Here is a 15,179-nt window from a genome sequence, read left to right as displayed (position 1 = left end):
GCCGCCGCGACACCCGCGGTCGCCGTCCGTGAAGTCGTCATCGCTCGAGCTCCCTTCCAGGCCGCCTCCGGCGCCACCGTCGAGTTCGTTTCCGAATCGCACAGTACATTGCGGCGCGGCACCACCGTGGCGCCGAAGGCCCCTGGGGGAGGTGAAGGCGCTAATCCAGTTGGTCGCGCAGGCAGCGCAGGGTGCTGGCCAGGATGCGGGAGACCTGCATCTGCGAGACCCCGATGCGCTCGGCGATCTGGCTCTGCGTCATGGATTCGAAGAATCTCATGCGCAAGACCTCGCGTTCGCGCTCGGGGAGCGCGGCAACCAGGACGCGCAGCGCTTCCCGGTTGGTGATGTGTTCGATCTGCGGGTCGATGCCGCCGACCGCGTCCGCGACCAGTCGGGGCGTGCCCGAGCTGTCGGTGCCCACCGGCGCGTCCAGGGAATCCAGGCGGTAGGCGTCGCCCGCCACGAGGCACTCGACGATCTCCTCGCGGGGGACCTCCAGCGCTTGCGACAGCTCGCCCGCGGTGGGCGCGCGCCCCAGCTTCTGGGCCAGATCGCCGGTCGTCCTGCTGATCTGCACGTGCAGTTCACGCAGCCTCCGCGGTACCCGCATGCCCCAGCTGTAGTCGCGGAAGTACCGGCGAACCTCGCCCATCATGGTCGGGACCGCGAAGCCGATGAAGCTGGGCCCCTTGTCGGGATCGAACCTGTTGATGGCGTTCATCAGCCCCAGTCGCGCCACCTGGATGAGGTCGTCGAGCCCCTCGCCGCGGCGCGCGAAATGGCTGGCCACGTGGTCGGCCAAGGGCAGGCATCGGGTCACGATCCGTTCGCGCTGGCGACGATATTCGTGCGACTCGGCCGGCATCTGGCGCAGCAGGACGAACATCTCGACCACGTCGTCGTAGGAGTCGTCGGCTTTCTTGTCACGGCACGGAGCCGCTGCGGTGGAAGCGGGACGGTCGGGAGCAATCACATTGGTCATCGGCGCACGCGCCCGTTCTCGGCGCGGCTGATCCTGAAAGCTTTGGTACACAAACATTTCTGCATTACTGACTCACTCCTCTGAGTCGTGTGCAGCGAGACTGGCAGCTATGCGCACAGTCGCCTCACTGCACCTGTATCCGCAGGACTGGTCGTTCATCGAACGCGCGGGGTTACCGACGGGAGATGACTCGGGTGTTGATCGCCGGAGCCATGTCAAGCTCAGTAGCCGTGCGGCTGACTGGCCGCTTTGAGCTAAACGGCGACACGTCCATAACGGACTTCATTTGCGACTATACGCCCCATCGCATGGGCCCGCGATCGCTTACCGCATGGGCGGCCCGGGCTCGTTCGCAACCGATTCCACCGCGACGTCGGCCGCATGGGAGCGATTGCCGACGTATGTGCAGGCCAGAGGCCGGACTGGTGGTCCGGCGCACATCGCGGCGATGCCCGGGCGGATGGCCGGCCATGATGTTTGCGGTGGGCACACCCGGTGCCGCTTGCCCACGTTGGCGGGGTTCGCCCGGCAGCAAAGTGCTGACCGTGGTTCTCATTTGTGTCCCGGCTGGGTACTGTTCGCCTAATGTTCGTGACCGAGCCCGCGCGACCGGCACTCGATCTTTACCGAGAGCGCTTATCGCGCAACGTATTACGACGCCCATGGAGGTGAGCGGCGACGGGCGCCTGCTGGATGGGCGGGGCGTGGTGGTGGCGGGCGGCAGCCGTGGGATCGGCCGCGCGGTCGCCGAACTGCTCTGCGACCTGGGGGCCGGCGTGGTCGTCAACGGGCGCGACGGGCACGCGGTCGAGGAGACGGTCGCCGCGATCACGGCGGCGGGCGGACATGCCAGCGCGGTGGTCGGACCCGCCGACGAGGAGCGCATCGCCGCTACCCTCGTCGACGACTGCGTGCGCACCCATGGGCGGCTGGACGCCATGATCAACTGCGTCGGGATCGCCGAACCGCCCGGCTCCTCGATCCTGAACATCTCGCCCGAAGACTTCGATCGCCTGGTCAGCGCCCACCTCGGTTCGGCGTTCCACACGTCGCGGGCGGCGGCACGCGTCATGGCGGCGCAGGGACACGGTGCCATCGTCAACACGAGCTCGGTGGCGTTCTTGGGCGACTACGGCGGCACCGGCTACCCCGCGGGCAAAGGCGGGGTGAACGCGCTGACCATGGCCGTCGCCGCCGAGTTGAAGGCGCACGGCGTGCGGGCCAACGTCGTGTGTCCCGGCGCCCGCACGCGCCTGTCGACGGGCGCCGAGTACGAGGAGCACATCGAGGACCTGTACCGCCGCGGCTTGCTGGACGACATGACCATGCGGGCCTCGTTGGACAGCGCCCCGCCGGCCTTCGTGGCCCCGCTGTATGCCTACCTCGCGAGTGACCTCGCGCAGGCCGTGACGGGCCAGATCTTCGTCGCCGCAGGCGGATTCGTCGGTCGCTTCGACCGGCCGACCCCGCGGGTGCTCGGTTACCGCGACCACCATGACGCCGGCCCCTGGGCGGTCGGCGATGTGCACGAGATGATCGCCGCCGCCCAAGCCGCGCCCTGAGGCGCGGGGCGACAAGGGCGGCCGGACGCCACGGCGGCAGCAAAGTGCATCGGGTCACCGCACGGCCCGGCGTGCGCGAGCCGGGTCCGGCGCTCGGGCCACCCATATTTCGCCACGGCTCCACCGGAAAGTCGCACGTTATGGGTGTGCGCGGCGGCCCGGCCGCCTACGCTGTCCTGCGAACCGCAGGAGGGCGTCTTGACAATGCAACCGAACCCGCTCGACCCCGTCGCCAGCGAACGGCTCTCGCACGCAGGTAAAGTGTTCACATCCGATCTGTCGATCAACGAATTCGCCTTGCTGCATGGGGCCGGGTTCGAACCGATCGAACTCGTGATGGGCGTCTCGGTCTACCACGTCGGCTATCAGTTCACCGGCATCCGCCAACAATCCGAACTGCCGGTCCTCACCGACGCGACCTACCGGGCGCGCTGGAATGCCATGTCGCGGATGCAGGCGGAGGCGGACTCACTGGGCGCCGACGGTGTGGTCGGCGTCCGCCTCGAATGGCGGCATCAGGGGGAGGGCGAGCACCTGGAGTTCATCGCGGTCGGAACCGCGGTGCGATACACGCCGCAGCCGGGCGCCTATCGGCGCCCCAACGGTCAGGCGTTCACCAGTCACCTGTCCGGCCAGGACCTGACGACCCTGCTGCGATCGGGGTTCGCCCCCGTCGCGTTCGTGATGGGCAACTGCGTGTTTCACGTTGCGGTACAAGGCTTCCTGCGCACGCTCAGCCAGGTCGGACGCAATGCCGAGATGCCGCAATGGACGCAGGGCAGCTACCAGGCCCGCGAGCTGGCGATGTCACGCATGCAGAGTGAGGCCGAGCGCGACGGCGCAAGCGGTGTCGTCGGAGTGCATTTCGCGATCTCGAACTACGCGTGGGGTCACCACACCGTCGAGTTCTACGTGGCCGGCACCGCGGTGCGCCGCGGCGGTGAGGCGCAAACGCTGACACCGTCGTTCGTCCTGCCCATGAGCGATTGATGACGGGCCTCGATCACGATCGGGTCGGCCGGGTCGTCGGAACGGCCCTGGCCGGACCGGGGGGAGTCGGGCTGGTGCTCAAGGTGTTTTCCGGGGTTCCGGGCGTGATCCTCGTTCCCGCGCGGCGCGGCCTCTTCCGGTCGCAGCCGGAGCGGGTGCAGATCGGCGACTGGCGGTACGAGGTGACGGCCGACGGTCGCGTGAGCGCCGCGCATGTGGTGAACGGCATCGTCCTGGCCGAGGAGGTCCTGGCCGCCGGCGCCGTCGGACCGCATATCGCCCGCGCGCTCGGGCAGTTGGTGAGAAATTACGGTCCGACGGTCATCCCGAACATCGATGCCGCGCTCGAGGTCCTCGATGCCGGGTCCGGGCCGCGCTGACCCCGCAGTCCAGGGCCGGGCTAGAGGCGGCCGGCGGCGAAATCCGCCGCCTGGTCGACCATGCCCGCTTCGACGTACTGCCGGTGTGCCGCGGGGTTGACGGCGTCCGAGCAGACCGGGTCGCCCGGCACGCACAGTTCGATGGTCTTGGCCGCATACGGCGGGCCGATCGTCACGGGCGGTTCGTTGATGATGCTCATGAACTGGTTCGACGGCGTTCCGAAGAGCGCCACCGCGGCCACGTGGTTGGCCACCTCGGCCGGCATCGGCTGCAGCGCCTGGACCAGGTGCACGCCGTCCGGGACCGCGCTTTCGGTGACGAAACCCATCACGGCCGCGCCCTGCGAGTATCCGCCCAGCACCATCCTGGTCCTGGGGCAGGAGACCGCCATGTGTTGGACGTGGGCGCCCGCGTCGCTGATGCCGTCCACGGCCCTGGGGAAGTCGGTGGTCGCCGGGTAGTCGACGGGATACACGCCCAGGGACCGACCGCCCACGTGTGAGCGCAGGGAGTCGACGAAACTCTGGCCGATACGGCCGACGCCGGGCGGCTCGTTGGTGCCCCGGGCGAACACCACCTCGACGTCGGGGCATGGCTCGGCGACCGCGATGGGTGCCACCGGCAGCGACCAAAAGGGTGCCAGCGCAGCACAAATCAGACCGCAGAGGGTGTGCGCCTTCACAGCGTGATCTTGTCACAGGGTGCCAAAACGCGCGCGTTATGTGGTTGCCGGCGGCGCCGGGCTACCGCGGCGCGTCCGTTCCCGGGGCCTGGGGCCGTCGGTGTGTCAACGACCGGGCGGCCCTCAGCACGCCGCGAAACGCATAGGCGGCGCTCACCACGGTCAGGACGATCAGCAGCACGAACATCGGCAGCCAGTTGCCCCTGCTGTGGTCGACGTCCCACCAGATGATGGTGAACAACACCACGCACACCACGAGCACGATGTCGCGCCAGTTCCCCTGGTAAGACAACGCCGCCTTGCGCAGCGCCCTGCTCCGGTCCGTCGTCTCGATGAGGTCGTCGATGCGGGCGTCGATGGTGCGTTGCAGTTCGGTGCGCCTGGCGCCGGGCTCGAGCCGGTCCAACAAATCCATGTCGTCTTTGACCAGCCCCCGGAAATCCGGCGCCCGGAACTGGCCGGCGGCGACCGCCAGCATCGCCCCACCGAAGACGGGCGCACTGTTGAGCGCAATCTGTCCGAGGCCCGTCATGCCCGCTCCTTGTGGTTGTCGTCGACGCCGCCCGATGGCCGGGTCAGGATGCCTTGGAAGGCCGCCGCCGCGTTCGCTGCGGCTCGGGGCTCTGCAGTGCATCCATCGCGCGCCGCAGCTGCGGATAGGCGATCGCCGGGCCCAGCCAACGGGTGAGGTAGCGCCGCAGATCGGCACCGCTGCGCGCCGGACGCCCCGGGTCGGCGAGGAACGAGTGCAGCACCCGCAGGCTGAATTCGTTCAGTTCGTCCAGACCGTCCTCATCGAAACCGTAACTCTCCCAGTCGATGTCGTAACGGTGCAGCATGGACCGTCCGAACGCCAGGGCGGTATCGGAAATGATCGACACCTTCTGGCCGCCCCGGTGGCGTTGGTTGAGCACGAATTCCACTTGGTTGTCCGAGGCCAGCTCCTCGATGGCGAATGCCATACCTTCGGTCATCGCCACGACCGGGTCGGTGACACCGTCGAGGTGGGCGGCCATCCGGTCCAAAAACCCGTCTGCCGACCGCATCGCCGACGCCACCAACAGCGCCTGCGTCCCCGGGAAGTACCGGTACACGGTCTGCCGGGTGACCCCGAGAGCCCGGGCCACGTCGGCGATCCGCATCGCCGAGCCGCGCTCCTCGATGATCCTGTCGGCGGCATCCAGGATGCGCTCGATAGCCTCCTCGTCGGAGGCGGGCGTGTTGCCGGCCCAACCGTGACTGCGCATCAGCGAGCGGCAAACCGGTAGTCGGTGATCCCCACAGCTGGATCATAGCCGCTGGGGGCACACGACCCCTGCTGGTTAACATGGCTAGACACTTCGGACATTATGTATGCTCGCATCGGATCGTCAGCGTCGGGCGGCAGAAAGGCCGAACATGCACTACGACACGGTGATCACCAACGGTCGCTGGTTCGATGGAACGGGTGCGCCGTCGGTGTGCAGAAACATCGGGGTGCGCGACGGCCGGGTCGCCACCATCACCTCCGAACCGCTCGACACGGCGGGCGCCGATGTCATCGACGCGACGGGCCAGTGGGTCATCCCCGGCATCATCGACATCCACACCCATTACGACGTCGAAATACTCTGTGAGCCGGAGCTTTCCGAATCGCTGCGGCACGGCGTGACCACCGTGATGCTGGGCTCTTGTTCGTTGTCCACGGTCTATCTGGACAACGTGGACGCGGGCGACATCTTCGGCCGGGTGGAAGCGATTCCCCGGCGTTACGTCATCGAGCACCTGGACGCGGCCCGTTCGTGGACCAATCCCGCGGAGTACGTTGCCGAACTCGACCGGCGGAACCTGGGCCCCAACGTCGCGGCGTTCATGGGCCACTCCGACATGCGCGCGGCGACGATGGGACTGGACCGCGCGACACGCAAGGACGTCCGGCCGTCGGCGGCGGAACTGGCGCGGATGGAGTCGATGCTCAACGAGGCGCTGGACGAAGGCTTCGTCGGGATGTCGTCGCAGCAATTGCTGTTCGACAAACTCGACGGCGAGGTTTGCCGGTCGCGCACCCTGCCGTCGACATACGCCAAGCCCCGGGAGCTGCGCCGGCTGAACGCTATCCTGCGGCGGCGCAACAAGATCCTGCAGTCGGGACCCGATATCACGAACCCGCTGTCGGTGGTGTCGCAGTTGGCGACGTCGCTGGGGTTCGGCCGTCCCCGGCTGAAGACCAGCCTGCTCTCGGCGGCCGACATCAAGGCCATCCCGCCGGTGATCCACCTCATGGACACCCTTGCCCGGGTCGTGAACGGCCTCGGCGGCGACTTCCGGTGGCAGCACCTGCCGGTGCCATTCGAGGTCTACGCCGACGGCATCTCGCTGGTGGTGTTCGAGGAGTTCGGCGCCGGCGCCGCGGCGCTGCACCTGCAGGGTGAGATCGAGCGCAACCAGCTCATGCGCGACGAGGACTATCGCCGCTGGTTTCGCGAGGACTACGACAAGAGGTTCGGCCCCCGGGTGTGGCACCGCGACTTCTTCGATGCCGAGATCGTGTCCTGCCCGGACCCGTCGGTGGTGGGCAAGTCATTCGGGCGGGTGGGGCTGGACCGCGGTGGGCTGCATCCGGTGGACGCGTTCCTCGACCTGGTGGTGGAGCACGGCGAAAAGCTGCGCTGGCGCACCACGATCTCCAACCATCGTCCCGAGGTGCTCAAGAAGCTGGCGCGGAGCAAGACCGTACAGATGGGGTTCTCCGACGCCGGCGCACACCTGCGCAACATGGCGTTCTACAACTCGGGGCTTCGGCTGCTGCGGCACGTGCACGAGGCGGACAAGCACGGCACGCCGTTCATGTCGGTCGAGCGTGCCGTGCACCGGCTCACCGGCGAACTCGGGGCGTGGTACGGAATCGACGCCGGCACGCTGCGCGTAGGGGATCGCGCCGACGTCGTGGTGATCGACCCGGACAAGCTCGACGCTTCGCTCGACCGTTATGCCGAGCATCCGGTGGCCTCCTACGGTGGGTTGTCCCGGATGGTCAACCGCAACGACGACACCGTCAGCGCCGTGCTCGTGGCGGGGCGGTTCGCGTTCGGTGCCGGACGGGCCGCACCCGCGTTGGGCAGGCAGAAGTTCGGCCGCTTCCTGCGGGCCGGCCAGACGTCAGATACGTTGACAACAGTGGCATAATGGTTGCCGCGCAACGGATTACGCCACGTGGGCACCCAGGATCAGGTCGACGGCCTCGTCGAGTTGGCCCTCGATCTCGTCGAAGCTGACGAACCGGGCGGTCATCAGGGCGCCGGAGAAGGTCAGCTGCAGCGTGGATTTCACGGCGCGGGGCCAACCCGGGCCCAGGGCGGCGCCGATGCGGGTGGCGACCTCGTGGCCGATCTGCTCACGAATCGGCGTGACCGCCGGGTCGTCGGCCATCAGGGCCGCGCCGCAGGCGGCGGTCAGCTCCGGCTCGTCGGCGACCACGACGGCCATGTCGCGCAGGGTCGCACTGACCCGCGTCTTGGTCGCGTCGTTGACGTCGGTGCGCAGCGGCAGTTCGCGAAGGAACCGCAGATATACCGCCGCCACCAGCGCGCTCTTGGAGGGAAAGTAGGTGTAGGCGCTGGCCGGCGACACCCCCGCGCGGGTCGCCACCGAGCGCATCGTCAGGTTCGCATACGACGACTCGCGCAGCTCCTGAAGACCGGCATCGAGGACTTTGCGGATCGTCTGTCCCGGCCGGCGATCCGACCGGCGAACCGCATCTTTGGACACTCGTCCAGTGTAGGAAGGCGCTGTGAGCGCCTACAACGTCCTACCGGGTTCTACAGTTACGGCTATGGCCGAGGCGGACCGGCAGCGTTGGGACGAGCGGTACCAGGCCATGGCGCCACCGTCGGAAGACGCCGCGGGGCCGCCCGGCTTCCTGGCGCCCCACGCGGATGTAGTTCCCACTGCCGGAAGGGCTCTCGATCTCGCGTGCGGCCCCGGCCTCGCCGCGGTGTGGCTCGCGAAGCGCGGACTTCGGGTCGAGGGATTCGACGTATCCCCGGTGGCGGTGGTCCAGGCGCGCGAGCTGGCCGAGCGGGCGGGGGTGAGCGATCGGTGTCGCTTCGAGGTCGTCGACCTGGACGACGGGCTGCCGCCCGGGCCGCCCGCGGACGTCATCCTCTGCCACAGATTCCGGGACCGCCGCCTCGACCGGGCGATCATCGAACGCCTGGCGCCCGGCGGTCTGCTGGCGATCGCGGTGCTGAGCGAAGTCGGGGCCGCCCCGGGGCCGTTTCGCGCGGCTGCCGGTGAGCTGCCCGCCGCGTTCGGCGATCTCGACTTGCTCGCCTCCGGGGAGGGTGACGGCCAGGCCTGGCTGCTGGCGCGTGCGGCGCGCGAAGGCCGCTGAGCGGCAAGCGTTTTCGCCCCGCCGATCGACCCTCGCGGAAATGGCATTTGACGGTGCCATTTCGGCTCCCGGCCGGGTAATGTCACGCAGATGGAGCGGCGCGTCCTTGAAGCGGTCATCTACGAGCGCGAACCGCCGATCGCGCGGATCATCCTGAACCGGGTCGACAAGGCCAACACCAAAGATGCGGTTCTGGTCACCGAAGTCGACGAATGCCTGCACGCAGCCGACCGCGACAAAGAGATCAAGGTCGTCATCCTCAAGGCCAACGGCAAGGGTTTCTGCTCGGGACACGCCATCGGCAACAACGCGGTGGATTACCCGGCCTTCGTCGAGGGCGCGAAAGTCATGGGCACGCCGTGGAAGCCGCAGACCGACCTGTTCGTGAAGCCGGTGCTGAACCTGTGGGAGTTCTCCAAGCCGACCATCGCGCAGGTGCACGGGTACTGCGTCGGCGGGGGCACGCACTACGGGCTCACCACCGACATCGTCATCGCGTCGGAGGACGCCTACTTCTCCTACCCGCCGCTGCAGGGATTCGGGATGCCGTCGGGCGAATGCTCCATCGAGCCCTGGGTTTTCATGAACTGGCGGCGCGCGGCGTACTACCTGTACACCGCCGAGGTCGTCGACGCGCGCAAGGCGCTGGAGTACGGCCTGGTGAACGAGGTGGTCCCGCGCGAGCAGCTGGGCGACCGGGTGGAGGCCATCGCCCGCCACATCGCGCAAGCGCCGATGACCACGCTGCTGGCGACCAAGGCCAACCTGAAGCGGGCCTGGGAGCTGATGGGCATGCGGGTGCACTGGCAGAGCTCCAACGACCTCGTTGCCCTGGCCTCCCTCAGCAGGGACGTCCAAGAGCTGATTCAGACTGTGTTCCGCGACAAGGTGCTGCCGTCAGAGCATGCGCGACGCCAGGCCGCCGCCGCCGCATCGACCGACGGCGCCACGGCCACTTAGGTTTACGCGGGGACCGCCGGTGAACATCGCCGACCACGCCACGAAGGCCGGACAGGCGCCGGCCCTCATCGTCGCGGGCGGCGGTGGCACGATCTCCCACGCCGAGCTGTACGCCCGCAGCCAACGCGTCGCCGCAATGCTGCATGGCGCGGGGCTGCGCCGGGGCGACGGTGTGGCGCTCATCCTGCCGAACCGACCCGAGTTCCTCGAAATCACCTGGGCCTGCCAGCTATCCGGGCTCTACTACACCGCGGTCAACACCCACTTCACCCCGGACGAGGTCGCCTACGTGATCGACGACTCGGGTGCGCGGGCGGTGTTCGTCGACGCCGACATGCCCGACCTCGCCGCCCACGTCCGCGCGGCCAACAGCGCGGTGGCCGCGCATTTCGCGTTGGGCGGGCCCCTGCCCGGCTGGGGCGCATACGACGATGCGCTGGCGGCCGCCGGTGACGCGCCGCCGGTCAAGGACGGCTCGGAGATGCTGTACTCGTCGGGCACCACGGGCCGCCCCAAGGCCGTCCGCCGGCCCCTGCCGACCGACGGCAACGGCTCATGGGCTCAGGCGGTGCTGGAGCTCGCGCTGACCCACAAGTACGGGATGAGCCGGTCCAGCGTGTACCTCTCCCCCGCACCGCTGTATCACGCCGCCGGGGTGAACTACACCATGGCGGTCAATCGCGTCGGCGCCGCGGCAATCCTCATGCGAAGGTTCGACGCCGAGACCGTCCTGCGGTTGATCGAGACGCACCGCGTGACGCACGCTCAGTTCGTGCCCACCATGTTCGTGCGAATGCTCAAGCTGCCCAGGTCGGTTCGGGAAAAGTATGACGTGTCGAGCCTGCGCTGCGTCATCCACGCGGCAGCGCCCTGCCCGGTCGACGTCAAGCAACGGATGATGAAGTGGTTCGGGCCGATCATCCACGAATACTACGGCGGCACCGAGGGATTCGCGGGTACGACGATCGGTCCCGAAGAATGGCTCGCCCATCCCGGCTCGGTGGGCAAGCCCATGTCCCCGGTGCACGTCATCGGAGACGACGGCGTCGAGCTTCCCACCGGACAAGCCGGCGAGCTGTTCTTCGAGGGCGGCCCCGATTTCGAATACTTCAAGGACCCCGCCAAGACCGCGTCGGTGTCCAACGACCGCGGCTGGCGCACCCTGGGCGACATGGGCTACGTCGACGAGGACGGCTACCTCTACCTCACCGACCGGTCCACGTTCATGATCGTCTCCGGCGGGGTGAACATCTACCCTCAGGAAGTCGAGAACCTGCTGATCATGCACCCCAAGCTCGTCGACGCCGCCGTCTTCGGCGTGCCCAACGACGAGTTCGGCGAGGAGGTCAAGGCCGTCGTGCAGCCGGTCGACGGCGTCGCGCCGGGGCCCGACCTCGAGGCCGAGCTGATCGAGCACTGCCGCGCGCACCTGGCCGGCTACAAGTGCCCGCGCAGCGTCGAGTTCGTTGCCGAATTGCCCCGCGACCCGAACGGAAAGCTGTACAAGAGGCGCATCCGCGAGCGTTACTGGCAGGGGCGAGCATCGCGGATCCTATGAGGGGATGAAAATGGTCACCACCCAGAGCACCCACAACAGCCGAATGAACCAGACCCCGCTTCCGGTGCCGTGGGCGGTCCAGGCCGTCGATCGCATCCCCAAGCAGCGCTACTACGACCCGGAGTTCTACGCGCTCGAAACCGAAATGCTCTGGCCGCGCGTGTGGCAGATGGCCTGCCGCCTGGAAGAGATTCCCAAGCCCGGCGACTACGTCGAGTACGAGATCCTCGATGAGTCGATCATCGTGGTCCGCCTGGACGGGGAAAGCGTGCGCGCCTACCACAACGCGTGTCGCCATCGCGGGGTAAAGCTGGTGGAGGGCAACGGAAACCGGCGCACCTTCGTATGTCCGTTCCACGGATGGTGTTGGGGCATCGACGGACGCAACACCTTCGTGCTGCGGCCCGAGGAGTTCGACGAGCAGAACCTGAACCCGGAGGATCTTCGGCTGGTGCCGGTCCGATGCGAGCTCTGGGGCGGATGCGCGTGGATCAACCTGGACGACGACGCACCCGCGCTGCGTGACTGCCTGGAGCCCTTCGCGTCGATCTACGACGCATGGAAAGTGGAGTCGCTGCGCGTCGAGTGGTGGCAGTCGTGCCGGCTGCCGGTGAACTGGAAACTGGCGACCGCCGCATTCATGGAGGGCTATCACGTCCCGCAGACCCACCCGCAACTGCTCCCGTCGAGCATGCCGAAGCAGCCCGACCCCGCCAAGCCACCCGGACTGGCCCAGACCAACCTGTATTTCATGCGGACCTTGGGCCAAGGCATGGCCGGCATGACACATGAGAACGATGTCCGCGTCGCCGAGGGCCTGCAGAACATGGAATTGCCGGCGGACCCGGTCGAGGCGATGGCCGTGTGGCGCAGCGCGCTCAACGACGCCATCGTGCACTGGCATCGCGCCCGGGGCTGCGACATTCCCGACCTCAACGACTTGCAGCGGCGCGGCATCGACGAAGCGATCAATTTCGCCTTCCCGCACTACTTTCTGCTGCCCCAGTACAGCAGCGCCTCGTCGTACCGGATCCGGCCGCTGGGCCCGGAGGAAACCCTGTTCGAGATCTGGTCGCTCACCCGCATCCCGCCGGACCAGTGCACGACCAAGCCGGCGCCACCCGTCCCCATGCCACCTGACGACCCACGTTGGCCACCGATTCCAGCCCAGGATTTCTCTAATCTGCCCAGGCAACAAAAGGGCCTGCACTCCAAGGGATTTGAGTACATGAGGTTGTCCAGCCGCATCGAGGGCCTGATCTCCAACTTCGAACGCGTGATAGACGGCTTCCTGGCCGGCCTGCCGTACGACGCGCTGGTACCCGCGATCCAAAAGACCAACACCACCATCGACGTGCCGGTCGCCGACCTGGGCTTGCGCGCGGGGGCCCGATGACCACCCGGTGGGACCGCTCCGTGGATCTGCTGATTGCGGGCAGCGGGGGCGGCGGCATGGTCGCCGCGCTGGCGGCGCTCGACTCGGGGATCGAACCCCTGGTGATCGAGAAGCAGCCCCTGGTGGGCGGTTCGACCGGGCTTTCCGGTGGCATGGTGTGGCTGCCGAACAACCCGCTGATGAGGACCGACGGCGTCCCGGATTCGCACGAGGAGGGGCTGGCCTATTTCGACGACGTCGTCGGTGACATCGGCGCGGCGTCATCACCCGCGCGGCGCGAGACGTTCCTCACCGCCGGCTACGAGATGATCGATTTCTTGACCCGCAGGGGCGTTCGGTTCGTGCGGTGCCCGGGCTGGAGCGATTACTACCCGAACCACAAGGGCGGTAACGAGGCCGGTCGCGCGATCGAGTGCGTCCCCTACGACGCGGCCGCTCTGGGGAAGTGGAGCGACAAGGTCCAACCCTCGATGGCCAAGGCCTATGGCGGGTTCGTCCTGAAGACGAACGAACTGCGCTCGGTGCAGTATTTCAACCGGTCGCCGCGCGCCTTCGCCGTCGCGATGCGGGTGTTCGCCCGCACCAGGGTGGCGAGGCTGCGCCACCGGGAGATGCTCACCAACGGCGCATCGCTCATCGGCCAGATGCTCAAGGCGCTGATCGACCTGCGCGCCGAACCACCGATCTGGACCGGGACCGCGATGGAGGACCTGATCGTCGAGAACGGCCGCGTGGTCGGCGCACGCGTGGTGCGTGACGGCACCCCGGTCAACGTCGAGGCGCGCAAGGGCGTCCTGCTGGCCGCCGGGGGGTTCAGCCGCAACGCGGACATGCGCCGCCGCTATAGCGGCGAGCAGCCCAACGAGGGGCTCTGGTCGATCGCGAACGCCGGCGACACCGGCGAGGTGTTGCAGACCGCGATCCGGCTGGGCGCGAAGACGGACCTGATGGACGAGGCCTGGTGGCTGCCATCGGTTTTCATCGCCGACGGCGGTGACGCCGCAAGGGCGCTGGGCAGCGGTCGCCAGCGACCCGGCGCCATCTATGTCGACGGAACCGGCCGGCGGTTCTGCAACGAGTCCAACTCGTACGTCGAGGTCGGCAAGGCCATGTACGCGAACAAGGCGGTGCCCTGCTGGATGGTGTTCGACCGGGGCTACGTCGGCCGATACGTGTCGGGGGCAAACCCGTTCAAGCGGCGTCGGCTCCCGGAAGAACTCATCACCCGGGGTGCGGTGTTGCGGGGTGAGACCGTCGGCGACCTCGCGCGCCAGATGGGTGTTCCGGCCGACGCGCTGGAACGGACGATCAAGCGGTTCAACGGTTTTGCGGCCAAGGGTCTCGACCCGGACTTCGGGCGCGGCCAGTCGGCGTACAACGACTGCCTGGGCGATCCCGGGTATCGTCCCAACGCCGCGCTCGGCCCGCTCGAGCGGTCACCCTACTACGCCACCAAGGTCGTCCCGGCCGACGTCGGCACGTGCGGCGGGGTGATCACCGACGAGCACGCACGGGTCATCGACGAGGACGACCGCGTGATCGACGGACTCTACGCGACGGGCAACATCACGGCGACGGTGATGGGCCGGAACTACTTGGGCGCCGGTGGAAGCATCGCCTACACAATGGTCTTCGGCTACGTCGCGGCCCGCCATGCCGCCGGCCGCAGGCTTTCCGGCGATCCGAGCCGCTAGCCCTCGGCGTCCTTGTCGTCGCGGCCGACGAACTCGCGCGGTTTCATGCCCGACTGCTTCAGCTCGGCCCGCCGTGCCTGGACGTCGGAGGCGGCGCCGACCATGTTGGTCAGGATGTGGCTGACCTGCAGATGCACCCGCATACCCATCAACTCCCACGCCCGCTTCACGTTGTTCTTCACCGCCATCAGCGTGGTCAACGGGATTTGGGCGATCTTGTGGGCCATCTCCTCGACGACGCCCTCGAGGTCTTCGCGCGGCACCACCCTGTTCAGCAGCCCCCAGTCGAGGGCTTGCTGCGCGGAGAGGGTCGGGGCAAGCAGCAGCCAGTCCATGGTGCGATGCCAGTTCATCAGCAACCACGGCTCGATCATGGTGTGGCCGCCGGGTTCACCGAGGCTTTGGGCAAGCGGCATTTGGAAATACGCGTCGTCGGACGCCACGCAGAAGTCGGTCAGCAGGCCGAGATAGATCCCGCCGCCCACGCAATAACCGTGAATCGCGGAGATGGTCGGCTTCGGAAACTCCCACAGGTTCAGCACCGGCTTCACGAACAGGTCGGTCTGCGGCTTCCACGGCGTGCCCATGACTTTCGCGCC

At 67.9% G+C, this 15,179-nt stretch carries 15 protein-coding genes; 9 read left to right on the top strand and 6 right to left on the bottom strand.

All coding sequences use genetic code 11. The features are described 5' to 3' along the window. Positions 1–160: 160 nt before the first annotated feature. Entirely contained in the window at positions 161–985 is an 825-nt protein-coding gene (locus A5713_RS10945; protein ID WP_068095409.1) for a SigB/SigF/SigG family RNA polymerase sigma factor, read from the bottom strand. A 662-nt stretch (positions 986–1,647) separates the two neighbouring features. On the opposite strand from A5713_RS10945, the gene A5713_RS10940 reads away from it, so the two are divergent. The 3 genes from A5713_RS10940 (at position 1,648) to A5713_RS10930 (ending at position 3,917) form a co-directional block, all read left to right on the top strand. Then, the gene (locus A5713_RS10940) at positions 1,648–2,547 is read left to right on the top strand and encodes an SDR family NAD(P)-dependent oxidoreductase (protein WP_068095407.1); all 900 of its coding nucleotides are present in this window, start codon (positions 1,648–1,650) and stop codon (positions 2,545–2,547) included. Positions 2,548–2,751: 204 nt separating this feature from the next. Continuing rightward, positions 2,752–3,537: a heavy metal-binding domain-containing protein gene (locus A5713_RS10935; protein WP_067917357.1), complete on the top strand. Its 786-nt coding sequence runs from the start codon at positions 2,752–2,754 to the stop codon at positions 3,535–3,537. After that, positions 3,537–3,917 (top strand): DUF5073 family protein, encoded by a 381-nt coding sequence (locus tag A5713_RS10930; RefSeq protein WP_068095405.1) that lies wholly within the window; start codon positions 3,537–3,539, stop codon positions 3,915–3,917. The genes A5713_RS10935 and A5713_RS10930 overlap by 1 nt, the downstream gene beginning before the upstream one ends. Positions 3,918–3,937: 20 nt before the next feature. Here A5713_RS10930 and A5713_RS10925 read toward each other — a convergent pair whose 3' ends face one another. The 3 genes from A5713_RS10925 to A5713_RS10915 all read right to left on the bottom strand — a co-directional run bounded on the left by A5713_RS10925 (position 3,938) and on the right by A5713_RS10915 (position 5,847). Next, positions 3,938–4,600 (bottom strand): cutinase family protein, encoded by a 663-nt coding sequence (locus tag A5713_RS10925; RefSeq protein WP_369804398.1) that lies wholly within the window; start codon positions 4,598–4,600, stop codon positions 3,938–3,940. 61 nt (positions 4,601–4,661) lie between these two features. After that, positions 4,662–5,132 carry a hypothetical protein gene (locus tag A5713_RS10920; protein ID WP_068095403.1) on the bottom strand — a complete coding sequence of 157 codons (471 nt, stop codon included), beginning with the start codon at positions 5,130–5,132 and terminating at the stop codon, positions 4,662–4,664. 43 nt (positions 5,133–5,175) lie between these two features. Continuing rightward, on the bottom strand, positions 5,176–5,847 hold the full coding sequence (locus tag A5713_RS10915; protein ID WP_068095402.1) for a TetR/AcrR family transcriptional regulator: 672 nt from the start codon (positions 5,845–5,847) through the stop codon (positions 5,176–5,178). Between the two features lie 151 nt (positions 5,848–5,998). Between A5713_RS10915 and A5713_RS10910 the strand changes: the two genes are divergently transcribed. After that, positions 5,999–7,765, top strand: a complete 1,767-nt coding sequence (locus tag A5713_RS10910; RefSeq protein ID WP_068095399.1) for an amidohydrolase family protein — start codon at positions 5,999–6,001, stop codon at positions 7,763–7,765. Between the two features lie 18 nt (positions 7,766–7,783). Here the strand turns inward: A5713_RS10910 and A5713_RS10905 are convergent, their stop codons facing one another. Then, positions 7,784–8,347: a TetR/AcrR family transcriptional regulator gene (locus A5713_RS10905; protein WP_067917347.1), complete on the bottom strand. Its 564-nt coding sequence runs from the start codon at positions 8,345–8,347 to the stop codon at positions 7,784–7,786. 64 nt (positions 8,348–8,411) lie between these two features. Here A5713_RS10905 and A5713_RS10900 point away from each other — a divergent pair, with 64 nt between their 5' ends. The 5 genes from A5713_RS10900 to A5713_RS10880 all read left to right on the top strand — a co-directional run bounded on the left by A5713_RS10900 (position 8,412) and on the right by A5713_RS10880 (position 14,580). After that, positions 8,412–8,972 carry a bifunctional 2-polyprenyl-6-hydroxyphenol methylase/3-demethylubiquinol 3-O-methyltransferase UbiG gene (locus A5713_RS10900; RefSeq protein ID WP_068095397.1) on the top strand — a complete coding sequence of 187 codons (561 nt, stop codon included), beginning with the start codon at positions 8,412–8,414 and terminating at the stop codon, positions 8,970–8,972. 90 nt (positions 8,973–9,062) lie between these two features. Further along, positions 9,063–9,932, top strand: coding sequence for an enoyl-CoA hydratase/isomerase family protein (locus tag A5713_RS10895; protein WP_068095395.1), 870 nt, complete (start codon positions 9,063–9,065; stop codon positions 9,930–9,932). A gap of 19 nt (positions 9,933–9,951) precedes the next feature. Then, entirely contained in the window at positions 9,952–11,490 is a 1,539-nt protein-coding gene (locus tag A5713_RS10890) for an acyl-CoA synthetase (RefSeq protein WP_068095393.1), read from the top strand. A 43-nt stretch (positions 11,491–11,533) separates the two neighbouring features. Then, entirely contained in the window at positions 11,534–12,886 is a 1,353-nt protein-coding gene (locus A5713_RS10885) for an SRPBCC family protein (protein ID WP_068095412.1), read from the top strand. Continuing rightward, positions 12,883–14,580, top strand: a complete 1,698-nt coding sequence (locus tag A5713_RS10880) for an FAD-binding protein (protein ID WP_068095391.1) — start codon at positions 12,883–12,885, stop codon at positions 14,578–14,580. The genes A5713_RS10885 and A5713_RS10880 overlap by 4 nt, the downstream gene beginning before the upstream one ends. Here the strand turns inward: A5713_RS10880 and A5713_RS10875 are convergent. After that, on the bottom strand, positions 14,577–15,179 hold a 603-nt coding region (locus A5713_RS10875; RefSeq protein ID WP_068095389.1), incomplete at its 5' end, for an enoyl-CoA hydratase/isomerase family protein. The two genes, A5713_RS10880 and A5713_RS10875, sit on opposite strands and share 4 nt — an antisense overlap.

It is taken from the genome of Mycobacterium sp. E2497, from assembly GCF_001668695.1.
In the GTDB taxonomy this organism is placed as follows: domain Bacteria; phylum Actinomycetota; class Actinomycetes; order Mycobacteriales; family Mycobacteriaceae; genus Mycobacterium.
Note: the sequence above shows the minus strand (reverse complement) of the source record. Positions and strands in the feature narration are given on the sequence as shown.